This is a genomic window from Nocardioides sp. AN3, assembly GCF_054653495.1.
This window is the reverse complement of sequence record NZ_BAAIGC010000006.1, coordinates 100,801-122,959: the sequence shown is the minus strand read 5'-3', so window position 1 is coordinate 122,959 and position 22,159 is coordinate 100,801. Positions and strand designations below refer to the sequence as shown.

At 70.8% G+C, this 22,159-nt stretch carries 21 protein-coding genes; 14 read left to right on the top strand and 7 right to left on the bottom strand.

The features are described 5' to 3' along the window. Nucleotides 1–13: 13 nt before the first annotated feature. From ACYQ1K_RS09280 to ACYQ1K_RS09245, 8 genes are all read left to right on the top strand, one after another. Nucleotides 14–394 (top strand): 6-pyruvoyl trahydropterin synthase family protein, encoded by a 381-nt coding sequence (locus ACYQ1K_RS09280; protein ID WP_459982558.1) that lies wholly within the window; start codon nt 14–16, stop codon nt 392–394. After that, complete coding sequence (locus tag ACYQ1K_RS09275) at nt 391–1,413, top strand: glycosyltransferase family 4 protein (RefSeq protein WP_459982557.1); 1,023 nt, start codon at nt 391–393, stop codon at nt 1,411–1,413. Before ACYQ1K_RS09280 ends, ACYQ1K_RS09275 begins: the two co-directional genes overlap by 4 nt. Continuing rightward, nucleotides 1,410–2,336, top strand: a complete 927-nt coding sequence (locus ACYQ1K_RS09270) for a lysylphosphatidylglycerol synthase transmembrane domain-containing protein (protein ID WP_459982556.1) — start codon at nt 1,410–1,412, stop codon at nt 2,334–2,336. Before ACYQ1K_RS09275 ends, ACYQ1K_RS09270 begins: the two co-directional genes overlap by 4 nt. After that, a complete protein-coding gene (locus ACYQ1K_RS09265) occupies nt 2,329–3,048 on the top strand; it encodes a RibD family protein (protein ID WP_459982555.1) in 720 nt (239 codons plus the stop codon). The genes ACYQ1K_RS09270 and ACYQ1K_RS09265 overlap by 8 nt, the downstream gene beginning before the upstream one ends. Then, nucleotides 3,045–3,653, top strand: coding sequence for a GTP cyclohydrolase II (ribA, locus tag ACYQ1K_RS09260; protein ID WP_459982554.1), 609 nt, complete (start codon nt 3,045–3,047; stop codon nt 3,651–3,653). Before ACYQ1K_RS09265 ends, ribA begins: the two co-directional genes overlap by 4 nt. A gap of 80 nt (nt 3,654–3,733) precedes the next feature. Then, nucleotides 3,734–4,282, top strand: coding sequence for a hypothetical protein (locus ACYQ1K_RS09255; RefSeq protein WP_459982553.1), 549 nt, complete (start codon nt 3,734–3,736; stop codon nt 4,280–4,282). 7 nt (nt 4,283–4,289) lie between these two features. Then, a complete protein-coding gene (locus ACYQ1K_RS09250; RefSeq protein ID WP_459982552.1) occupies nt 4,290–5,645 on the top strand; it encodes a sensor histidine kinase in 1,356 nt (451 codons plus the stop codon). Beyond that, complete coding sequence (locus ACYQ1K_RS09245; RefSeq protein ID WP_459982551.1) at nt 5,642–6,289, top strand: response regulator; 648 nt, start codon at nt 5,642–5,644, stop codon at nt 6,287–6,289. Before ACYQ1K_RS09250 ends, ACYQ1K_RS09245 begins: the two co-directional genes overlap by 4 nt. 160 nt (nt 6,290–6,449) lie before the next feature. Here ACYQ1K_RS09245 and ACYQ1K_RS09240 read toward each other — a convergent pair whose 3' ends face one another. The 5 genes from ACYQ1K_RS09240 to ACYQ1K_RS09220 form a co-directional block, all read right to left on the bottom strand. Further along, nucleotides 6,450–7,631: a glycosyltransferase family 4 protein gene (locus ACYQ1K_RS09240; RefSeq protein WP_459982550.1), complete on the bottom strand. Its 1,182-nt coding sequence runs from the start codon at nt 7,629–7,631 to the stop codon at nt 6,450–6,452. A gap of 96 nt (nt 7,632–7,727) precedes the next feature. Then, complete coding sequence (locus ACYQ1K_RS09235) at nt 7,728–8,639, bottom strand: LOG family protein (RefSeq protein WP_459982549.1); 912 nt, start codon at nt 8,637–8,639, stop codon at nt 7,728–7,730. Between the two features lie 56 nt (nt 8,640–8,695). Beyond that, nucleotides 8,696–9,613 carry a serine protein kinase RIO gene (locus tag ACYQ1K_RS09230; protein WP_459982548.1) on the bottom strand — a complete coding sequence of 306 codons (918 nt, stop codon included), beginning with the start codon at nt 9,611–9,613 and terminating at the stop codon, nt 8,696–8,698. A gap of 212 nt (nt 9,614–9,825) precedes the next feature. Continuing rightward, on the bottom strand, nt 9,826–11,205 hold the full coding sequence (locus tag ACYQ1K_RS09225; RefSeq protein ID WP_459982547.1) for an NAD(P)/FAD-dependent oxidoreductase: 1,380 nt from the start codon (nt 11,203–11,205) through the stop codon (nt 9,826–9,828). Then, nucleotides 11,202–11,675: an Lrp/AsnC family transcriptional regulator gene (locus ACYQ1K_RS09220; protein WP_459982546.1), complete on the bottom strand. Its 474-nt coding sequence runs from the start codon at nt 11,673–11,675 to the stop codon at nt 11,202–11,204. The genes ACYQ1K_RS09225 and ACYQ1K_RS09220 overlap by 4 nt, the downstream gene beginning before the upstream one ends. A gap of 200 nt (nt 11,676–11,875) precedes the next feature. Here ACYQ1K_RS09220 and ACYQ1K_RS09215 point away from each other — a divergent pair, with 200 nt between their 5' ends. Genes ACYQ1K_RS09215 through ACYQ1K_RS09195 form a run of 5 tightly spaced genes read left to right on the top strand, consistent with a single transcriptional unit; the run spans nt 11,876 to nt 17,358 of the window. Then, complete coding sequence (locus ACYQ1K_RS09215; RefSeq protein WP_459982545.1) at nt 11,876–13,078, top strand: polyamine ABC transporter substrate-binding protein; 1,203 nt, start codon at nt 11,876–11,878, stop codon at nt 13,076–13,078. Continuing rightward, entirely contained in the window at nt 13,062–14,216 is a 1,155-nt protein-coding gene (locus ACYQ1K_RS09210) for an ABC transporter ATP-binding protein (RefSeq protein ID WP_459982544.1), read from the top strand. The genes ACYQ1K_RS09215 and ACYQ1K_RS09210 overlap by 17 nt, the downstream gene beginning before the upstream one ends. Continuing rightward, on the top strand, nt 14,216–15,121 hold the full coding sequence (locus ACYQ1K_RS09205; RefSeq protein ID WP_459982543.1) for an ABC transporter permease: 906 nt from the start codon (nt 14,216–14,218) through the stop codon (nt 15,119–15,121). The genes ACYQ1K_RS09210 and ACYQ1K_RS09205 overlap by 1 nt, the downstream gene beginning before the upstream one ends. Continuing rightward, entirely contained in the window at nt 15,118–15,942 is an 825-nt protein-coding gene (locus ACYQ1K_RS09200; RefSeq protein WP_459982542.1) for an ABC transporter permease, read from the top strand. The genes ACYQ1K_RS09205 and ACYQ1K_RS09200 overlap by 4 nt, the downstream gene beginning before the upstream one ends. A gap of 12 nt (nt 15,943–15,954) precedes the next feature. Beyond that, on the top strand, nt 15,955–17,358 hold the full coding sequence (locus tag ACYQ1K_RS09195) for an NAD(P)/FAD-dependent oxidoreductase (protein WP_459982541.1): 1,404 nt from the start codon (nt 15,955–15,957) through the stop codon (nt 17,356–17,358). 1,069 nt (nt 17,359–18,427) lie between these two features. Here the strand turns inward: ACYQ1K_RS09195 and ACYQ1K_RS09190 are convergent. Beyond that, nucleotides 18,428–19,828: an aspartate aminotransferase family protein gene (locus ACYQ1K_RS09190; RefSeq protein WP_459982540.1), complete on the bottom strand. Its 1,401-nt coding sequence runs from the start codon at nt 19,826–19,828 to the stop codon at nt 18,428–18,430. Between the two features lie 135 nt (nt 19,829–19,963). On the opposite strand from ACYQ1K_RS09190, the gene ACYQ1K_RS09185 reads away from it, so the two are divergent. Then, nucleotides 19,964–21,409 (top strand): gamma-aminobutyraldehyde dehydrogenase, encoded by a 1,446-nt coding sequence (locus ACYQ1K_RS09185; protein ID WP_459982539.1) that lies wholly within the window; start codon nt 19,964–19,966, stop codon nt 21,407–21,409. Here ACYQ1K_RS09185 and ACYQ1K_RS09180 read toward each other — a convergent pair. After that, entirely contained in the window at nt 21,378–21,998 is a 621-nt protein-coding gene (locus tag ACYQ1K_RS09180) for a DUF6197 family protein (RefSeq protein WP_459982538.1), read from the bottom strand. The two genes, ACYQ1K_RS09185 and ACYQ1K_RS09180, sit on opposite strands and share 32 nt — an antisense overlap. Between the last annotated feature and the right edge of the window lie 161 nt (nt 21,999–22,159).

The following is a 22,159-nucleotide window of genomic DNA, read 5'->3' as shown; positions in this document are numbered from 1 at the left end:
CTGCCGCTACACCGTGACCGTCCGCGACCGGATCATGGTCGCCCACAGCCTGACCGGTGCCGAGTTCGGTCCGGCCCAGCGGCTGCACGGGGCGACGTACGTCGTCGAGGCGGCCTTCCGCGGCGACGAGCTCGACGGCTCCGGAGTGCTCGTCGACATCGGCAGGGCCGCCGACGAGCTGCGCGCCGTGCTCGCGGACCTGGACTACCGCAACCTCGACGACGTCCCCGCCTTCGAGGGTCGCAACAGCACGACGGAGGTGATCGCCCAGGTGATCGGCGACGCGCTGGTCGACCGGGTCAGGGCCGGTGTGCTCGGGGCCGGCGTGGCAGGAGTAGCGATCACCTTGCGGGAGTCCGACATCGCGTGGGTCTGCTACGAGGCCGCGCCATGACGTGCCTGCACCTCGTGCTTCCCGACGGCGTCGACGACCCGGACCGGCCCAGCGGCGGCAATGTCTACGACCGGCGCGTCGCGGACGGCCTGGCCGCTCACGGGTGGCGCGTCATCGAGCACGCCGTGCCGGGCCCGTGGCCGGAGCCGGACGCCGACGCTCTGACGCGCCTCGCGGGCGTCCTCGGGGCCCTCGGGGATGACGAGCTGGTGCTGGTCGACGGACTGATCGGCTCGGCCTCACCCACGGCCATGGTGCCGGCGGGTGAGCGCCTGCGCCTCGCCATGCTGGTCCACCTGCCGCTGGGGGTGGCCTCGCTCGTCGCACGGTCTGCGGAGCGCGAGGCGCTGCTCGCCTGCCGCACCGTCGTCGCGACCAGTGCGTGGACACAGGCATGGCTCGGGCGTCATTACGGCCTCGAGGACGTGAGGACGGCGCCTCCCGGTGTCGACCCCGCACCCCTTGCGGCCGGCTCTGGCACGGGTGCTGCCCTGCTCTGCGTCGGACGTGCCTGCGTCGCCAAGGGGTACGACGTCCTCACCGCGGCCCTCGAGACCCTCACCGATCTTGCCTGGACATGTGAGTGGGCGGGCCCGGTCGATGACGTCGCCCCGGGGCCGATCACACTTCTCGGGCCGCTGTCTGCGACCGAGTTGGCCGGGCGCTACGCCGCCGCCGACCTGGTCGTGCTGCCGTCGCGACGGGAGACCTACGGCATGGTGCTCACCGAGGCGCTGGCCCGCGGTGTGCCGGTGCTCGCCTCCGACGTCGGGGGCGTCCGCGAGGCGGTCGGGGTCACGCCCGACGGCCGTGTGCCCGCCCTGCTGGTCCCTCCGGCCGACCCGGACGCGCTGGCCGCGTCGCTGCGGCGGTGGCTCACCGACCCGCGACTGCGGGCCGATCTCCGCTCCGCCGCACGCGCCCGCCGAGCGAGGTTGAGCGGTTGGGACGACACGGCGGCACGGGTCTCGGAGGCCCTGCCGAGATCCGCGCGCAGACACGTCGGAGCCCGTCGATGAGCGCGCGCCCGTGGATCCGGCCCGCGGTCGGCGCGCTGATCGCCGTCCTACTCCTGGTGCGCTTCGGAGCGGCCCCCGTCGTGCGGGGGCTGCAGGCAGCCGACCTCGGTCTCGTCGTCATCGCGGTCCTGCTCACCGCTGTCGCGACGGCGTGCTGCGCGTGGCGCTGGCGAGCAGTGGCGGGCGCGCTGGAGGCCCGGATCGACCTGCTGCCGGCGTACCTCTCCTGCTATGCCTCCCAGTTCCTCAACGCCACGTTGCCTGCGGGCGTGCTCGGCGACGTCCACCGTGCGGTCGAGCACGGCCGGCGTGCCACCAGCGCTGGCCGCGGAGCGCGCAGTGTCCTGTGGGAGCGCACCCTGGGCTTCGCCGTGCAGGTCGTCGTCACGGTCCTCGTCGTCGCCCTGGTCGTGCCCGCACTGCGGCCCATCGCCCTCATCGGCGGAGCACTCGCGCTGGTGGTGGGCTGCCTCGCGCTCGGCGTGGCGCGTCCGGTTCGGGCGGAGCTGGGGAAGATCTTGCGTCGCCCTGGGGCCGCTCTTGTCGTGGTGGCCACCTCCCTGGGCGTGACGGCCTGTCACGCCGCCGTGTTCGTCTTCGCGATGCGCGCCGCCGACGTGAGCCTGCCCGCCCCGCAGCTGGTCGCTCTCGCACTCGCGGTGCTGCTCGGGTCGGCCGTGCCGACCAGTGTCGCCGGATGGGGGCCGCGGGAGGGCGTGGCGGCCTGGGCGTTCGCGATGGTCGGGCTGCCGGCCTCGGTCGGCCTCGCCGTCTCGGTGGCGTACGGCGTCGTCGCGCTCCTCGCCACCCTGCCGGGCGCCCTGGCGCTGTTGATGGCGCGCACCGGAGCCGCACCATCCGCGGACGCCCCGGCGCGGCCCGAGGCGCTGAGCTCCGCGCGAACGGGGGCCCGCGTTGGCTGACCTGCCCTACATCGTGCTCAGTTGCTGCGTCTCGCTCGACGGCTGCCTCGACGACGCCTCCGAGCGGCGCCTGGTGCTCTCCAACGACCTCGACCTCGACCGCGTCGACGCCGTGCGGGCCGGCTGTGACGCGATCCTGGTGGGGGCAGGGACGGTCCGCAGCGACGACCCGCGGCTGCGGGTGCGGTCCGCTGGCCGCCGCGAGGAGCGACGACGCGGTGGCCTCCCCGAGGACCCGTGGAAGGTGACCGTCACCGCGCACGCCAAGCTCGACCCCGAGGCGAAGTTCTTCACCGCAGGGGATGGGCACAAGGTCGTCTACTGCACCTCGGCGGCCGCCGCCGAGATGCGGAGGACCGTGGGGGAGCGGGCGTGCGTCGTGGACGCAGGCCCGTGCCTCGAGATGCGAGCGGTTGCGGCGGATCTGGGACGCCGCGGCGTCCGGCGGCTGCTGGTGGAAGGCGGCGCCGGCGTCCTGCGACAGTTCCTCGACGACCACGTCGCCGACGAGCTGCAGCTCGCTGTGGCACCACTGATGGTGGGCGATCCGCAGGCACCGCGGCTGCTCGGGCCGCCGCACCACTTCACGTCCTCGGGGACCGGGGGCAGACCGGAGCGGGCCCGTCTGGCCGACGTGCGCCAGGTGGGCGACGTCGTCGTCCTCACGTATGCCCTCTCGGAGCGGTTCGACGGGGGAGTCGAGGACAGATGACCGTGCGTCGCGCGACGGTGAGGAACGAGGTCCGGCTGCCGGTCACGCTGCCCGACGGCCGGGTCGCCGCGGGGCGGCTCGTCAGCTTCGACGGTCTCGAGGACGGACGCGAGCACGTCGCGCTGCGGTTCGAGTCCATTACGGCGTCTGAGGACGCCGTACCGCTCGTCCGGCTGCACAGCGAGTGCCTCACCGGGGATGTGCTCGGCAGCAGGCGGTGCGACTGCGGCCCGCAGCTCGAGGACTCCCTCGACCTGCTCGCGACCGCCGGCGGCTCCCTGCTCTACCTGCGCCAGGAGGGCCGCGGCATCGGGCTCTACGCCAAGATCGACGCCTACCGGTTGCAGGACACCGGCCTCGACACGTTCGACGCCAACCTCGCACTCGGCTACCCGGAGGATGCCCGCGACTACACGGTGGCGGCCCAGATGCTGCGCGCTCTGGGGGTCGACGAGATCCGGCTGCTGACCAACAACCCCGACAAGGTCGCCCAGCTGACCCGCCTGGGCATCCGCGTCGCCGAGCGGGTGCCGATGACAGCCCATGTCACGCCATCCAACCGTGGCTACCTCGCTGCCAAGGCCCGTCGTTCCCACGAGTACTAGTACCAAGGTCCGATGGTGGCCCGCCCGTCCTCGACGGGAGGGTGGAGGTGTCAGCTCAACCCGCACCTCAAGGAGCCCCGATGATCATCAAGGCAGCACTCGCCGCCCTGGCGCTCGTGGTCGCGGGCGTGCCGGCGGCCTTCGGTCTGCTCGGCAACGCCTCGTTCACCCACCAGGTCCCCGTCGAGGACCCGACGACGCCGGCGGCTGCGCCATCGGCAAGCCTCACGCCGACCGACACACCCAGCCCCCGTCGTGTCCCGATGGCATCCCGCACCCCCGAGGTCGGCGACGACAACGGGGGGCTGCGCGACCGCGACGACCGGGTCGAGCCTGGTAACGACCACGGCGGTCGTGAAGCGGAGCCGGGTGACGACCATGGTGCCCATGAGGCCGAGCCGGGCGACGACCGCGGAGGTCGCGAACGCGAGCCGGGCGACGACCGTGGGCGCGATGGTGGCACGTCGGACCACTCCGGCCCCGGCCGCACCGGCGGCTCCGACGACGCCAGCCACTCCGACGACGCCAGCCACTCCGACGACTCCGGGCACTCCGGCGGCTCGGATGACTCCGGCCACTCGGGCGGCTCGGACGATTCGGGCCATGGAGGATCCGACGACGGACGATGATGGCGCCGTGACGACCGACGTGGGTGCCCCCTGGCTGCTGCTGTCGCGGCCGCGGGGCACCGCCGCACACGCGGACGGCGGGCCGGTGAGAGTCCTCCTCCCGGTGCTGGCCGCCGGCTTGGCGGTGCTCGTGGTGGTCGCCTTCGTCGGCACGTTCGCCGCCAGGAGGCTCGCCGAGCGTGAGGCGGTGAACGACGCGGCGAACACCACCGACCTCCTCGCCCGAGCGGTCGTCCAGCCGGCCCTCACCGACGGCATCGCGACCCGCGACCCCTCATCGCAGGCGGCGATCGCCGACGCGCTGCACCCGTACCTTCCGACCTCCGCCGTGATCCGTGTGAAGGTCTGGTCGCGTGACGGCGAGATCCTGTGGTCCGACGAGCCTCGGCTCATCGGCGACGTCTTCTCGCTCGGCCCGGAGGAGCAGGAGGTCATCGAGCACCCCGCGACCCGAGCCGACGTCAGCGATCTAGACGAGCCGGAGAACCGCTACGAGCGCGGCAACGGCAAGCTCCTGGAGGTCTACCGGCCGGTGTGGACCCCCGACGGGACGCCGTTGCTGTTCGAGACCTATGCCCGCTACGACACGGTCGTCGCTCGCTCCGGGCAGCTGTGGCGTGGCTTCGCCGGGGTGACCCTCAGCTGCCTCCTCCTCTTCGCCGTCCTGCTCACGCCGTTGCTGTGGCGACTGCTTCGCAGGCTTCGGCGAGCACAGGAGCAGCGAGAGGCGCTGCTCGAGCAGGCGGTCGACGCCTCCCAGGAGGAGCGCCGCCGCATCGCCGGCACTCTGCACGACGGCCCGGTCCAGGAGCTCGCAGCGACGTCGTACGCCGTCAGCGGCGCAGCCGCTCGCCTCTCGGCCGCCGGCGACACGACGACCGCCGCCGAGCTCGACCGAGCAGCCGCCACCCTGCGCAGCAGCATCGGCAGCCTGCGCTCGCTCCTCGTCGACCTGCATCCGCCCGGGCTGGAGTCAGCGGGGCTGCGGGCGGCGCTCGGCGACCTGGCCGCCGGGCTTCGGCCGCGTGGAATCGTCGTCGACGTCGCCGTCGACGACGATCTCGACCTGACGCCGGAGGAGCAGCGGCTCGTCTATCGGGTCGCGCGCGAGTGCCTGCACAACGTACGGCGCCATGCCGCCGCCTCCCGGGTCGGAGTCACCCTGCAGCGCACCTCCGACGGCGTCGTCCTCGAGATCGCCGACAACGGCGTCGGCTTCGACCCGGTCACGGTGATGGCCAACCCGCCGCAGGGCCACCTCGGCCTCCGGGTCCTCGCGGACGTCGCCTCCGATGCGGGCGCCGAGCTCGCCGTCGCCTCCTCGCCCGGGGTGGGCTGCGTGTGGCGGCTGAGGCTGCCATGAGCGCGACCCAGGAGAGAATCCGCGTCGTCCTCGTCGACGACCATCCGCTCGTGCGCACCGGCATCCGCGCCCTCGTCGAGACGACGGGCGACATCACCGTCGTCGCAGAGGCGGCCGACGGCCAGGCCGCCGTCGACGTCGTGGCGACCCTGCCCGAGCAGCCGGACGTGGTCCTGATGGACCTCTCGATGCCGGGAGTGGACGGGGTGACGGCGACCCGGCGCCTGGTGGACGGCGGGACGACCGCGTCGGTGGTCGTGCTCACCTCCTTCGCCGACCAGGTGCGCGTCGCCGAGGCGCTGGAGGCGGGCGCCGTCGGCTATCTGCTCAAGGACAGCGAGCCCGCGGCCCTCCTGTCGGGCATCCGGGCAGCGGCGGCCGGGCACGCCCCACTCGACCCGCGCGTGACCCGGGCCCTGCTGCCGGCGCGGTCCACGGTTGCCGCCGAGCCGCCGCCGGCCACTCTCAGCGGTCGTGAGCGCGAGGTGCTCGGCCTCGTCGCGCAAGGCCTGGCGAACAAGCAGATCGCGCTCCGGCTCGGCATCTCCGAGAGAACGGTCAAGGTCCACCTCGGCAACGTCTTCCGCCGCATCGGCGTCGCCGACCGGACGAGCGCCGCTCTCTGGGCTCGCGAGAACCTCTGACGGCCCACCCATGCGCCGGCGAGGGGCCGGCCGCTCAGTGCGGCTTCCGAGCGCGACACGCCGCCGGCCCCGGCGTGTCGGGCGAGTCTGACGCAGCGAGCGGCCAAGCTCGCCACACGGCGGCCCTGATCTCAACCCGGCGGGCGAGCGACGCCTTGCGTCAGGCGGCGTCGCGACGGGCGACGACGCGCGCGCCGATGACGTCGCGGTAGTGCTCGATGAGCCGCTCGTTCACGGTCTGCCACGAGCGGGGGAGAACGGCGTCGCGACCGGCGCGACCCATCCGGCGGCGCAGGCGGGGGTCGTCGTGCAACCGGCCGACGTACGCCGCGAGCTCGCCCCCGTCGCCCGGTGTGTAGAGGAAGCCGGTCACGCCGTCGTCGACGACGTCGATCGGACCGCCCGACGCAGGAGCGACGACCGGAACTCCGGAGGAGAGTGCCTCCTGCGCCGACTGGCAGAAGGTCTCGTGTCGGCCGGTGTGGACGAAGACGTCGAGGGAGGCGTAGGCGGCGCCGAGCTCGTCGCCGTGCAGGACGCCGAGGAAGTGCGCCCCCGGGAGGAGGCCTCGCAGCCGCTCCTCCTCCGGACCGCCCCCGACGACGACCAGTGCATAGCGGTCGTCGCGGGCCAGGTGGGCCAGCAGGCCGAGCTCCTTCTCGGGGGCGAGCCGTCCGACATACCCGACGATCGTCTGACCGTTCGGAGCCAGCCGCGAGCGCCAGCCGTAGTCGACCCGGTCCGGCCGGAACGCCGCCAGGTCGACGCCGCGGGGCCAGAGGGCGATGCGCTCGATGCCGAGGCGGTGGAGCTGGTCGAGGCTGGCCGTCGAGGGAGCGAGCGTGCGGTCGACGCGGTGGTGGATCTTGCGCGTGAGCGCCGCCGCGGCGATCGAGCAGCCGGTGCGGTGCAGCATCGGGTAGCGCTCGGCGAACCCCACGAGGTCGGTCTGGTAGATCGCCACGCTCGGGATCCCGAGCTCGTCGGCCACCTTGACGGCCTGGTGGCCGAGCATGGCCGGGCTCGCGACGTGCAACACGTCGGGTCCGAAGCGCTGCATGATCGCCCGGAGACGTCGCCGCGTCTCCAGGCCGACGCGGAAGTCGCGGTAGAACGGCAGGTTCGCGCCGCGCACCCGCAGCACGGGGAAGCCGGCATACTCCGCTGGTCCGGTCGGGGCGACGAGAGCGGCCTCATGCCCCTCGGAGGCGAGGTGATCGAGCACCCGGCGGACGGAGTTCGTGACGCCGTTGACCTGCGGCAGGAAGGACTCGGCCACCACGAGGACGCGCAGGCGCTCGGTGGATCGGCTCCCTGCTCCGAGCTCGATGACGTTCGTCATGACACCGACGGTGTCGGCCGGGCGTCAACGGGGCGTCATGGTCGGTTGACGTGTCGGTGAATGTCGTGTGAGCAACGTGTCCGGGCGCCCGCGGTGTCAGTGCGTCCGGCTCGCGACGATCGCGGCGGCCTCCTCCACGGTGTCCACGAGGGCAATGCGGTCTTGCATGAAGCGGTCTCGGGCCAACGCCTGCAGGAGCGGCCACAGGGGCAGCTCCTCGGTCCAGTAGCGCTCGTCGACGAGCACCATCGGCGCGACCATGGACGGCTCGGCGTAGTAGTTCTCGCACGCGTCCTGGAAGACCTCCTGCACCGTGCCGGCCGCGCCCGGCAGGAACACGATCCCACCCTCGCAGATCTGGACGAGGATGGCCTCGCGGGTGGCGTTGCGGAAGTACTTGGCGATCGCGTCGCAGAAGACGTTGGGCGGCTCGTGCCCGTAGAACCAGGTCGGGATGCCCAACGAGGTCGGCTCGCCGCGGCCGTCCCCCTCGGCACGCACGGCGAGCGCCACGTCGGCCCAGTCCTGGATCGAGGGTCTGAAGCTGGGCACGGCGGCAAGCCGGGCGACCGCCGCGTCCACCTCGGTCAGCTCTCGCCCTGCCAGCCAGGCGCCGAGGTTCGCAGCCTCCATCGCGCCGGGCCCACCGCCGGTTGCGACGACGTCGCGCTGGGCGAGCGCGTGGCCGAGTCGGGCCGCTCCGGCGTACGCCGCCTCCCCTCGGGCGATGTCGTGCCCTCCCATCACCCCGACGATGTGGCGCCCGGCGATCCAGGCGTCGAGCGCCTGGTCGATGGCGAAGTCGTGCATCGCCTGGATGCGGGCCGCCTGCCGGTTGTGCCACTGCCGCGACCAGGCATACGCGCGGGCATCGAGGGAGTCGGCGTAGGACGACGTGTCGTAGAGCTCCTCGGCGGTGTAGAGCCCCACTCGCTCGGGGTCGACCGGGGCGTGCTCCACCGGAGCGGCGAGCGGTGCGGGCCGGCGGCGGACATGTCGACGCGTCACGCGAGGTGACACTAGGCCTTGTGACGTTCAGCGTGACCCAGGGGTCACGCTGGACGTCACAACAGGCGTCCGATCAGCTCGCCGAAGAGTGCGTGCTCGTCGACGTCGAGCCCGCGGGCGACGAACCAGCGGCACAGGTTCGTGCAGTCGCGCAACAGGAAGTCCGCTCCCGCGGGGTTGGCGACGAGGTCGACCATCTGCGGCAGGTCGATGACCACGAGCCGCTCGCCGGCAGCGAGCACGTTGTAGGGCGACAGGTCTCCGTGCACCAGGCCGTGCTCGGCCAGGGAGAGCAGCACCTCGCGCATCTGGTCGAAGTACGACGCCAGCAGGTCCGCTTCGGGACGGGTCTGCGCGAGCCGTGGCGCCGTGGCCGGCCCGTCGGGACCGTCGAGGGTGATCCACTCCATGAGGATCTCGGTGCCGTCGATCTGGACCGGGTAGGGGACCGGCAGACCGAGCCCGTGGCAGCGCACGAGCGCCTCCCACTCGGCTCGCGCCCACTGGCCGGCGGCGACCGACCGGCCGTAGGCGGTCTTGCTGGCCATGGCCCTCATGTCCCGGGTGTTCCGGGTCCGGCGTCCCTCGGTGTAGGCGGTCGAGCGGTGGAAGCTGCGGTGCTCTTCGCCGCGGTAGCGCTTGGCGACCATGATGCAGGCCTCGCCGATCCCGCCCGGATCGGACGTAGACGCATCCGGAACCGCCCGCTCCAGCAGGTAGGCGTCGGCCTCCTTGCCGCTCTTGAGGATCCCGAGGTCGGTGTCGATGGCGGCCTGGGAGGTCACGACCCAGTCGGGCCTCGGCTGCGGGCCGCGGCAGAGCGGCTCGACGCTGAGCCAGGTCGACCAGCGCGTGCCGGTGCCGAGGTCGGTGTCGTCAGGGTCGAGCGCGACGAAGTCGAACGTGAAGCGAGGGTCAGGCTCGTGATCGAGCTCGGTGTTCACCGCATGGTTGAACGAGTGCTGGGAGGACAAGGTTGCTCCGGTGAGGGTGAGAGGGACGGCGGCTGGGCATGCCGACAACGACAGTCGTCACGGGTCCTCGCCTCCTCTCGGTCGTCACTGGTGCGGTGAACGGTCGCAGATGCCCACGCCCGCCCGCAACGGGTTTTGTTCGCGGGGTCGGGCCGCGGGCATCTGCGACCGTTCGCGGGTCAGGCCGCAGGCATCTGGGCCTGCTGGGCGTGTCAATGGCCCCCGAGCAGCGGCGCCATGGCACGGGCGGCGAGGCTGCGCCGGCCGGTGAGCCGCTCCTCCGCATCGGCGAGCGTCATGGCCCGCAGGCCTGCGTTGATGCCGAGCCAGCGCAGCGGCTCCGGCTCCCACCGCGGCGACTGGTGGCCGACCCACGGCAGCGACGTCAGCGGCGTGCTCTGCTCGAGGACCAGGTCGCGCAGCGTCCGACCCGCCAGGTTCGTGGTCGTCACGCCGTCGCCGACGTAGCCGCCGGCCCACGCCAACCCCGTGGCCGGGTCGAGCCCGACTGAGGCGCACCAGTCGCGCGGGATGCCGAGTGCGCCACCCCAGGCGTGCGTGACCTTGGTGCCGGCGAGGACGGGGAACAGCTCGAGCAGAGTGGCGTACAGGCTCGCGAAGACCCGCTGGTCGCGGTCGTAGGCGGGGGCGATGCGGGACCCGAAGTGATACGGCGCCCCGCGTCCGCCGAACACGAGGCGGTCGTCGGCGGTGCGCTGTCCGTAGACGATGAGGTTGCGGTGGTCGCTGAAGGTCTCGCGCCGGCGCAGGCCGATCGCCTCCCACACGGCCGCCGGCAGGGGAGCGGTCGCGATGACGAGCGAGTAGACGGGGACGACGGCGCGCTCGAAGCCGCGGATGCCCGGCGTGTAGCCCTCGGTGGCGCGCACCACGATGTCCGCGCTCACCGTGCCGAGGGGCGTCAGCACCCGGTGTGGCTCCATCGAGCTCACCGGCGTCTGCTCGTAGACCTTCACTTCTCGCGCCTCCACGGCGCGCGCCAGACCGCGCACCAGCTTGGCCGGATGGAGGGCGGCGCAGTCGGGGGTGTACGTCGCACCGAGCGTGCCCTCGACATTCAGGATCGATCGCGCTTCGGCCTCGTCCAGCAGCCGCACGTCGTCCTCGCCGCGACCCCATGACCGCGCCTCGTCCACCTCGGATCGTGCGCGCTCCAGCTGCGGCTGCGTGCGGGCGAGCACGATCGTGCCGCCCTTCGCGATGTTCGCGTCGATGCCCTCTGCCCCTGCGGCGCTGACGACCTCGTCGACACTGGCCCGCATCGCTTGGTGCTGGGCGAGCGCGCTCTCGCGTGAGCTCATGCGGGCGAGCGCGGGGATGGACGCGGGGAAGAGGGCCGACGCCCAGCCGCCGTTGCGCCCCGAGGCGCCGAAGCCCGCGGTCTCCTTCTCGATGACGACGACGCGGAGGTCGGGCCGTGCCGCCGCCAGGTAGTAGGCCGTCCACAGCCCGGTGAACCCCGCCCCGACGATGGCCACATCGGCCGTCAGATCGCCGGGCAGCGCTGCCCGTGGCTCCAACGGGTCGCCGGCCGTCGCGTGCCACAGGGACAGGTCGGCGTACGACCTCACCGCACGCCCCAGGAGTAGGTCTGCTTGCTCAGGCGCAGGTACATGAAGGTCTCGGTGGCGACGACACCCGGGATGGTGCGGATGCTGTCGGAGATGAGTGAGAGCAGGTGCTCATCGCTCTCGGCGACGACCTCCGCCAGGAGATCGAAGGACCCGGCCGTGATGACGACGTAGTCGACCTCGTCGAGCGCCGTGAGGGCGTCGGCGACGGGGTCGAGCGGCCCGGTGACCTTGAGGCCGACCATCGCCTGCCGGGCGAAGCCGAGCTCGAGGGGATCGGTGACCGCGACCACCTGCATCACGCCGGAGTCGACGAGGCGCTGCACGCGCTGGCGGACGGCCGCCTCTGACAGGCCGACGACCTTCCCGATGGCGGCGTAGGACCGGCGGCCGTCCTGCTGGAGCTGCTCGATGATCGCCTTGGAGACGTCGTCGAGCGTCACCGACGGCTTGGTGCGGGAGCGCGGCATGGGCGTCAGTGTCTCGGCTGGGTGGGCCGGCGTCAAAGAACCGACACGTGCTGCTGTGGATTTCGCCCGTAATAGGGGTGCTGGACGACGTAGTTCGTTGCAAACTTGTTTCGAGGCCACGGATTCCCTTGTCTCGCGGGGTGAGCTGTGTCACGATCTCGACACCCGGCGAAGCGTCCCGGGTGGAAGGAAGGTGCGCCGTGGCCGGATCTGGCCTGAGCCGCCGGGGACTGCTCCAGGGTGCCGGGTTCGCGGCGTTCGGGTTGGCGAGCCTGGCAGTGCTGCCGAAGTTCTCGACCCCCGACCGCCAGCAGGACCCGACGTCCTGCCGGGCGCGGGACTCCTCGGCGGTCGACAAGAGGCTCGTGATCTCGAACTGGCCGGAGTACATCGACGCGGACGCCGACGGCTACAAGTCGACGATGACCGTGTTCGGGGAGCAGACGGGCATCGACGTCAGCTACACGGCCGACGTCAACGACAACACCGAGTTCTTCGCCAAGGTCGTCAACCAGCTCGGCGCGTGCCAGCCGACCAAGCGCGACATGTTCATGCTCACCGACTGGATGGCGGCCCGCATGATCAACATGGGCTGGATCCAGAAGCTCGACAAGTCCAAGGTCCCCAACCTCGACAAGAACCTGATCTCCTCCCTCCGCGGTGTCGGCTGGGACCCGAAGCGGGAGTACTCCGCCCCCTGGCAGAGCGGCTTCACGGGCATCGCCTACAACAAGAAGCTGGTCAAGGAAGTCCGGACCATGGACGAGCTGCTCACGCGAGGCGACCTGAACGGCAAGGTCACGATGCTGACCGAGATGCGCGACACGATGGGCCTGATGCTGCTCTCCGACGGCAAGGATCCGGCCAAGTTCAGCGATGCCGACTGGAATGCCGCGATCGACAAGATCAGGGCCGCACGACGGCGCGGGCAGATCCGCGCGTTCACGGGCAACGAGTACGTCAACGACCTCTCGGCCGGGAACATCGCCGCGTGCGTCGCCTGGTCCGGCGACGTCGCGGCGGCGGGGGACGACAACCTCGTCTTCGTGCCGCCGGAGGAGGGCCTGATGATCTGGGCGGACAACATGCTCGTGCCCAACCTGGCCACCCACCAGGGGAACGCCGAGAAGTGGATCGACTACTACTACGAGCCGGAGGTCGCGGCGAAGCTCGCCGCCTACGTCTGGTACGTCACGCCGGTCCAGGGCGCTCAGCAGGCGATGGAGAAGGTCGGCCCCGACCTCGTGAAGGCCGGTCTCATCGACGACGTCAAGTCGATGGTCGAGAACCAGCTGATCTTCCCGACCGAGGACTACCTCAAGTCCACCCACAGCTTCATGGCCCTCGATGAGGTCAAGATCCGGCAGTACGAAGGAGATTTCGCCGATGTCACCAGTGGTTGATGCTGCCGCCAACGGCAACCGTGATCTGCGTCTGAGCGGGCTGCGCAAGGAGTATCCCAACGGCTTCGTGGCCGTGCACAACCTCGACCTGGTCATCCCGCAGGGCAGCTTCTTCGCCCTGCTCGGCCCCTCGGGCTGCGGCAAGACGACGACGCTTCGGATGGTCGCCGGCCTCGAGACGGTCACCCAGGGCTCGATCACGATCGGCGACCAGGCGATCACCCACGAGAAGCCCTACCGACGGCCGGTCAACACCGTCTTCCAGAACTACGCGCTCTTCCCGCACCTCACCATCGCGGAGAACGTCGCCTTCGGCCTCAAGCGCCGCGGCATCAAGGACGTCCGCGGGCCGGTGCACGAGATCCTCGAGCTCACGGAGCTGACCGCGCAGGCCGCGAAGAAGCCGACACAGCTCTCCGGTGGCCAGCAGCAGCGCGTCGCGCTGGCCCGAGCGCTCATCAACCGGCCGGAGGTGCTGCTGCTCGACGAGCCGCTCGGCGCCCTGGACCTGAAGCTGCGTCGGGCGATGCAGCTGGAGCTCAAGCGGATCCAGACCGAGGTCGGCCTCACCTTCGTGCACGTCACGCACGACCAGGAGGAGGCCATGACGATGGCCGACACCATCGCGGTCATGAACGGCGGCTACATCGAGCAGCTGGGCAGCCCGACCGAGCTCTACGAGAACCCCGGGACCACGTTCGTCGCCAACTTCCTCGGTCAGTCCAACCTCATCGGGGGCACCGTGGTCGGCGTGGACCACGACCACGTGAAGGTCGACATGGAGGGCACGGTCGTCTCCATCCCGATCGGCCGCGCCCACACGGCCAACACGGTCGGCACCAGGGGCTGGGTCGGCATCCGTCCGGAGAAGGTCCTCATCGCTCCCGAGGACGAGCCGATCGACGCGCCCGGCAACCACATGAAGGGCGGGGTGGTCCTCGACTCCAGCTTCATCGGCGTCTCGACGCAGTACGTCGTCAAGATGCCGTGGGGCTCGGAGCTGCTGGCCTTCGAGCAGAACACGGGCGCCCGCGGCGTCCTCGCCCCCGGCACCAAGGTCGACGTCTCCTGGCGCCCGGAGTTCGCGTTCCTCCTCGACGCCAGCCAGGACGTCGACGCGGGCATCGAGGAGGACTGATGGTCGCCGTCACCCCTGAGGCGGCGCCGAGTCCGGACACGGTCGCCGGGCCCGATCGGCCCCCCCGCAAGCTGACCGGCTACTGGCTGATCCTGCCGGCCGCCTTCTGGCTGGGCGTCTTCTTCATCGTCCCGTTCTACTCGCTGCTGGCGACCTCGCTCTTCGACCCCAGCGGGTCGGTGCTGACCGGCTACAAGGTCACCTATCACTGGGCCAACTTCCCCGCAGCGATCAAGGACTACTGGATCCCGCTGGTCCGCGCGCTGTGGTACGCCGCCTTGGCGACCTTCTTCTGCCTCGTGCTCGGCTACGTGCTCGCCTACGCCATCGCGTTCAAGGCGGGCCGGTGGAAGAACCTCATGCTCGTGCTCGTCGTGGCGCCGTTCTTCACGAGCTTCCTCATCCGCACGCTGTCGTGGAAGCTGATCCTGGGCGACAACGGCTGGGTCGTGAACACGCTGCAGACCTTCCACATCCTGGGGGCCAACGGCCGCCTCCTGGCCACGCCGGTCGCCGTGATCGCGGGCCTCACCTACAACTTCCTGCCGTTCATGGTGCTCCCGCTCTACGCGTCGCTGGAGAAGATCGACGGCCGGCTCATCGAGGCCGCGGGAGACCTCTACGCCTCGCCGATCCGCGCGTTCTTCAAGGTCACCTGGCCGCTCTCCTTGCCGGGCGTGGTGGGCGGCACGCTGCTGACGTTCATCCCGGCGGCCGGCGACTACATCAACGCCTCGCTGCTCGGCAGCCCGAACCAGCGCATGGTCGGCAACGTGATCCAGAACCTCTTCACCACGACCGGCGACTACGCAGCCGCGGGCGCACTCTCGGTGATCCTGATGCTGATCATCCTCGTGCTGGTGATCTTCTACATCCGCAAGGCCGGCACGGAGGAGCTGCTGTGAACGCCCTGTCCAGCCTCGGCCGGTGGGTCCGCCACCACCTGATCCTGATCCTGGGGATCGGTGTCCTGGTCTACATGTACATCCCGAACATGGTCGTCGCGCTCATGTCGTTCAACGACAGCAGCCACGCCCGCAACCTCTACGCGTTCCAGTCCTTCACGCTCAACAACTGGCTGCATCCCTGCGCGCCTGCGGGCATGTGCGACTCGGTCGCCAAGAGTCTTCAGATCGGCATTCTCGCGACCCTGATCTCGACGGTGATCGGCACCCTGGCAGCCTTCGCGCTCGTCCGGCACCGCTTCCACGGCCGTGGCTCGATGAACATGGTGCTGTTCCTGCCGATGGCGTCGCCTGAGATCGTGATGGGCTCCTCGCTGCTGGCGCTCTTCGTCGCGGTCGGGATGGGCGGCCACCTCGGCACGGGGACGATCCTCATCGCCCACATCATGTTCTGTCTGTCGTTCGTGGTCGTCACGGTGAAGTCCCGGCTCGCGGGACTGGACGGCAACCTCGAGCAGGCCGCGATGGACCTCTACGCGACGGAGTCCCAGACGTTCTGGAAGGTCACCTTCCCACTCGTCTTCCCCGGCATCCTCGGTGCGTCCCTGCTTGCGTTCAGCCTGTCCTTCGACGACTTCATCATCACCAACCTCAACGCGGGCCAGACGGTCACCTTCCCGATGTTCGTCTGGGGCGCGGCACAACGGGGCGTGCCGATGCAGGTCAACGTGGTCGGCACGGTCATGTTCCTGATCGCCATCGCCGTCGTGGTGACCGGTGAGGTGCTCTCGCGGCGCCGCAACCGGACCCTCGCGCACTGACGGGGCGCCCTGATGCATCCCGCGCTGGCCGACGCCGAGCCGACGGCGTACTGGCTCGACGACCCGTCGCGCCCCGTCGCCCTTGCCCCACTCCTCGCCTCGGCCTCGGCGGACCTGGTTGTCGTCGGCGGCGGTTACACCGGGCTCTGGACCGCCCTGCTCGCACGCGAGCGCTTCCCGGCGCGATCCGTCATGGTGCTCGAGGCCGGTCGTTGCGGCGACCAGGCCAGCGGGCGCAACGGCGGCTTCGCGTCGGCGAGCCTGACACACGGTTTCTGGAACGGACTGTCGCGCTGGCCCGACGAGCTCGACACGCTCGAGAAGCTCGGCGCCGAGAACCTCGCCGAGATCGGCACGACCATCGAGCGTCTCGGCATCGACTGCGACTGGCGTCTCGTCGGGGAGCTGTCGGTCGCGACGCGACCGCACCAGGCGGACGAGCTCGCCGAGCTGTCCTCGGAGATGACGGCGCGGGGCGTCGAGCACACCCTGCTCGACCAGACGGGCGTGCGTGCGTTGCTCGACTCGCCGACGTACGTCGCCGGCCTGCTCGAGCCCCATGGCACCGCGCTCGTCGAGCCGGCCAGGCTGGCCTGGGGCCTCCGACAGGCGTGCCTCGATGCTGGCGTCGTCATCCACGAGGGCACGAGGGTCACCTCGCTGGAGCGCGACGGCGCCGGGCTGCGCCTCGCCACGAACGGCGGCGGCGCGTTGGCCGGCGAGGTTCGCGCTCGGCAGGTCGCCCTCGCGACGAACGCGTTTCCCCCGCTGCTGCGGCGGCTCTCGCTGATGACAGTGCCGGTCTACGACTACGTCCTGATGACCGAACCGCTGTCGGCCGAGCAGATGGCCGCCATCGGATGGTCGGGGCGCCAAGGGGTCGGGGACTCGGCGAACCAGTTCCACTACTACCGGCTCACGCGCGACGACCGCATCCTGTGGGGCGGCTACGACGCCGTCTACCACTACGGCTCCCGCATCTCCCGTGACCTGGAGACCGCCGGCCCGACGCACGAGCGGCTGGCCGGCCACTTCTTCGACACGTTCCCGCAGCTGGAGGGACTCCGCTTCACCCACCGGTGGGCTGGCGTCATCGACACCTGCACCCGCTTCTCGGCGTTCTTCGGGACGGCGGTGGGTGGAGACGTCGCGTACGCCCTCGGCTACACCGGCCTCGGCGTCGCTGCCACCCGCTTCGGCGCGAACGTGATGCTCGACCTGCTCGGCGGCGAGGACACCGACCGGACGCGCCTGGAGATGGTCCGGTCCAAGCCGCTGCCCTTCCCGCCCGAGCCTCTGCGCTGGACCGGCATCCAGCTCACCACCCGCTCGCTCGCGAAGGCCGACGCCGACGGCGGCCGCCGCAACCTCTGGCTGCGCACCCTCGACCGGGCCGGCCTGGGCTTCGACAGCTGAGCCGCCGAGCGGTCGCAGATGCCCACCCGTGTGCCGCCGAGCGGGCGCAGATGCCCACCTCCAGCGCGCAACCACTGGCGCCGGTTCGTGTCACGCTCGATCTGCTCGTCGGTGGAGTGGAACTCCTCGCCGTCGTACTCCACGGCGAACAGCCACTCCTCGACACCCATGTCGAGGCGCGCGACCTCGACTCCGTCCTCGGTGATCGAGATCTGGAGCTGCGGCCGGGGCAGGCCGGCGTCGTACCAGCGAAGACGGGTCGCGGCCTCCCCGAAGGACTCACAGCCGAGCTGGCGAGTGGTGCGAAGACCTTGAGGCCGACGACGCCGCGCTCGCCCTTGAAGCGCGGGATCTCCGCAAGGAGCTCATCGTGGGTGAACGCCCCGGTTGCCAGAAGGTTGTCCATGCTCCACAGCCGCATGTCACGAGAGCCCTCCAGGCGGCCGAGGTCGAGCGCGGTCCGGAGCTCCGCCGTCACGCGGAGCCCGTTGACGACGCGTAGGTCGCGGTCGAGGACCGCGCGTTCGCTGCTGTTCGTCAGCTTGCCCCGCAGTGCGCGACCGCCACTCGGCCGGAAGCAGCTGATAGGCGGCACGGCCAGGTGCTCGTTGGGGCCGAGTGCTCGGGCGCCCGTGTAGATCCACGCCGCGGTCCGATCGGAGATGAAGGCGTCCTCCGGGAGAACGAGCGCCAGTGCCGTGCAGCGCAGCTCGATCGAGTCGGGCACCTCGCTCGCGACGTACACCCCCTCGACCATCCGACGGAGGACTCCGTCCGCCACGAGCCGCGCCAGCCGGTTGCTGGAGACACCGGCCTCCCTGGCCATCCGGCGGGTGAACGGCTCGGACGAGGGCAGGTCGAGTCCGAGATCGACGAAGGATGGCAGCGACAAGGTCACCGTGCGAGTTCAGTCGCATTGCCGGCTTCGCGCCCGCACGCGGCCTGGCCGATGTGGAGACTTTGCGAGCGGCGACGCCCTGTGGACACACAGCGGCCCGGGTGGACGGACGGTCATCTGCGTCCGTTCACCCGGGCCGGTGCGGTCATCTGCGCCCGCTCGGCGTGCGTGTCAGAGCAGGGTGTAGGCCTTGTCGAGGACGACGCGGAGGATGTGCTCGATCTCGTCGAACTCGGGCTGCCCGATGATGAGCGGCGGCGAGAGCTGGATGACCGGGTCGCCGCGGTCGTCGGCGCGGCAGTAGAGGCCCTCCTCGTAGAGCGCCTTGGAGACGTAGCCGTAGAGGATTCGCTCGCACTCGTCCTCGGTGAAGGACTCCTTGGTCGCGCGGTCCTTGACCAGCTCGATGCCGTAGAAGTAGCCGGACCCGCGGACGTCGCCGACGATCGGCAGGTCCTTGAGCTTCTCCAGCGTCGCCTTGAACGCCGCCTCGTTGCTCGAGACGTTCTCGAGGAGCTTCTCCTCCTCGAAGATCTCGAGGTTCTTCAGCGCGACCGCGGTCGAGACCGGGTGGCCGCCGAAGGTGTAGCCGTGGGCGAACATCTGGCCACCGGCGAGGAAGGGCTCCATGAGCCGATCCGAGGCGATCATCGCGCCGAGCGGCGCATAGCCGGAGGTCAGACCCTTCGCGGAGGTGACGATGTCGGGCTCGTAGTCGAACTTCTGGCCACCGAACCACGTGCCGAGCCGGCCGTAGGCGCAGATGACCTCGTCGGAGACGAGCAGGACGTCGTACTCGTCGCAGATCTCGCGCACGCGCTGCCAGTATCCGGGCGGCGGCGGGAAGCAGCCGCCGGCGTTCTGCACCGGCTCGAGGAAGACGGCGGCGACGGTGTCGGGGCCCTCGTTCTCGATCGCGACCGCGATCTGCTCGGCGGCCCAGCGGCCGAAGGCCTCGGGGTCGGAGCCGTCGAGGAGGCCCCCGGTGATCGAGTCGGCGCGGTAGACGTTGGTGTTCGGCACCCGGAAGGTCGAGGGCACCAGCGGTTCGAACTGCTGCTTGAGGCCCGGCAGACCGGTGATGGAGAGTGCGCCGTGGGTGGTGCCGTGATAGGCGATCGCGCGGCTGATCACCTTGTGCTTGAGCGGCTTGCCGACGAGCTTGAAGTAGTTCTTCGCGAGCTTCCAGGCGGTCTCGACGGCCTCGCCGCCCCCGGAGGTGAAGAAGACGCGGTTGAGGTTGCCGGGCGCGAGGTTGGCGAGCTTCTCGGCCAGCTCGATGGCCGCCGGGTGGGCGTAGGACCACAACGGGTGGAAGGCCAGCTGGGAGGCCTGCTTCGCCGCCGCCTCCGCCAGCTCGGTGCGGCCGTGGCCCACCTGGTTGACGAACAGGCCGGCGAGGCCGTCGAGGTACTTCTTGCCCTGGGCGTCGTAGATGTAGGCGCCCTCACCCTTCACGATGATGGGCACGTCCGCGTTCTCATACGACGAGTGGCGGGTGAAGTGCATCCAGAGGTGATCCTTGGCGGCCTGCTGCAGATGGGGCAGGTCAGCGGTGTAGTCCCGGTCCATGCCTCCATGGTTCCTGGCCGAACGGCAGGATGCAAGCGATTCCGTGGGTCAATTCCGCTCGGAGCGACGAAATCCGTTGCCGGATGGCACTCCGAGCCTACCGATTCAGTTGCAACGCCGCTACGCTCCTGCGCCATGGCTGATCTGACCTTCCGCAACGTCATCGACGGCGAGCTCGTGGACGCGCGCTCGGGAGAGACCTACGACGTCCTCGATCCCGCCTCCGGCGAGGTCTACGCGCATGCCCCTGTCTCGGGAGCGGAGGACGTCGATCAGGCGTACGCCGTCGCCGCGACCGCGTTCGAGACGTGGGGCGAGACCACGCCGCGACAGCGGTCTGAGGCGCTCCTGCGGATCGCGGACGCGCTGGAGCGGCGTGCCGAGGAGTTCGCCGCCGTCGAGGTGAAGGACACCGGCAAGCCCTACGCGCTGACGCTGTCCGAGGAGCTGCCGCCGACCATCGACCACCTGCGCTTCTTCGCCGGGGCGGCGCGGGTGCTGGAGGGCAGCAGCGCAGGGGAGTACCTGACCGACCACACCAGCTGGATCCGCCGTGAGCCGATCGGCGTGGTGGGACAGGTGACACCCTGGAACTACCCGCTCAACATGATGGCCTGGAAGATCGCCCCCGCCCTGGCGGCCGGCAACACCGTGGTGCTGAAGCCGAGCGACACCACCCCGGCGAGCAGCGTCCTCCTGGCCGAGCTGGCACAGGAGTTCCTGCCGCCGGGCGTCCTCAACGTCGTGACCGGCGACCGTGACACGGGCCGGGTGCTGATCGCCCATCCGACGCCGCAGATGGTGGCCATCACCGGCTCGGAGCGGGCTGGCATCGAGGTGGCCACGGCGGCTGCGGCCGACGTGAAGCGGGTCCACCTCGAGCTCGGCGGCAAGGCGCCGGTGCTCGTCTTCGACGACGCCGACATCGCGGCTGCGGTGGAGGGGATCGCAGCGGCGGGCTACTTCAACGCCGGCCAGGACTGCACCGCGGCCACACGGGTGCTCGTCCAGGACGGCGTCCACGACGAGTTCGTCGCCGCGCTCGCGGAGGCGGCTCGCGCGACCCGCACCGGCCTGCCGTACGACGACGGCGTCGCCTTCGGGGCGCTCAACAACCCCGCACAGCTCGCCCGCGTCGCCGGTCTGGTGGACCGGCTGCCCGACCACGCCTCTGTCGCTGCCGGCGGGGCCCCGGCCGATGTCGTGGGTGGCGAGAACGGCTGGTTCTACCAGCCGACCGTGCTCGCCGGGCTGCGCCAGGACGACGAGCAGGTGCAGGACGAGATCTTCGGCCCCGTCATCACCGTCCAGCGGTTCCGCGACGAGGCCGAGGCGCTGCGCGACGCCAACGGTGTGCGCTACGCGCTCGGCTCGAGCGTGTGGACGAAGGACCACGCGAGAGCACTCCGGGTGAGCAAGCGACTCGACTTCGGGGTCGTCTGGATCAACACCCACATCCCGTTCGTCTCCGAGATGCCGCACGGTGGCTTCAAGCACTCCGGCTACGGCAAGGACCTCTCACGCTACGGCTTCGACGACTACACGCGGATCAAGCACGTGATGAGCTACCTGGGGGAGTAGCCACCGCGACCCGCTGGCCGACGTCCTGCTGCCGGGCCCGGGAGCGCTCGACCTCGCCACCGAGCAGATCGCGGGCCCGGTCCAGCAGTCCGACGACGTCGTCACGCCGGCGATCGGTGTGGTCGTTCCAGTACACGAGGTCGATCATGTGCCCCGCACGCTCCAAGGCCGGAGGGCACCAGCGGATGTAGTCGTCGCGGGTGCGGAACAGCGCATGCCATGTGACGTCGAGCGTCCGCTGCACGAGCTGGCTGCGGGCCTGGGACGGCCCACCACCTGCGTGGACGATGGCGCCCACGAGGCACGCTCCCGTCACCTCGTGAGAGGCCAGGCGTCGGGCTGCTCGCGGCGTGCACGCGGTCACCGCCACGTGCTCGCCGGACGGTCCGACGTAGGTGAACCAGCCGTGCTGCATCCAGCCCTGCTCGACCAGCCGGCGAGCTTCGGCGAGCACCCCGTCCATCGCGAAGAGCTCGGCCAGGGTGGCGCTGACCCGGTCCTGGGCACGAAGCGCGCGTCGCAGGCGCCACCGCGCGCGCCATGTCTGCCCTGGGTCCTGCATGACCTGGAGTTCGTCCAGTGACGCCATGACGGCTCTCCTTCGCGCCGAGCCAGCGGATGCGCCGGGCGGAGATCCATCCGGCCGGAACGCCCAATCTACGCTCGGATGACGGGTCGGTCGAGGGCTCTCGGCGACGCGCGCGGAAGGAATGTCGGGGCATGAGGTTTTACTTTCGCTTCGCGTGGGCA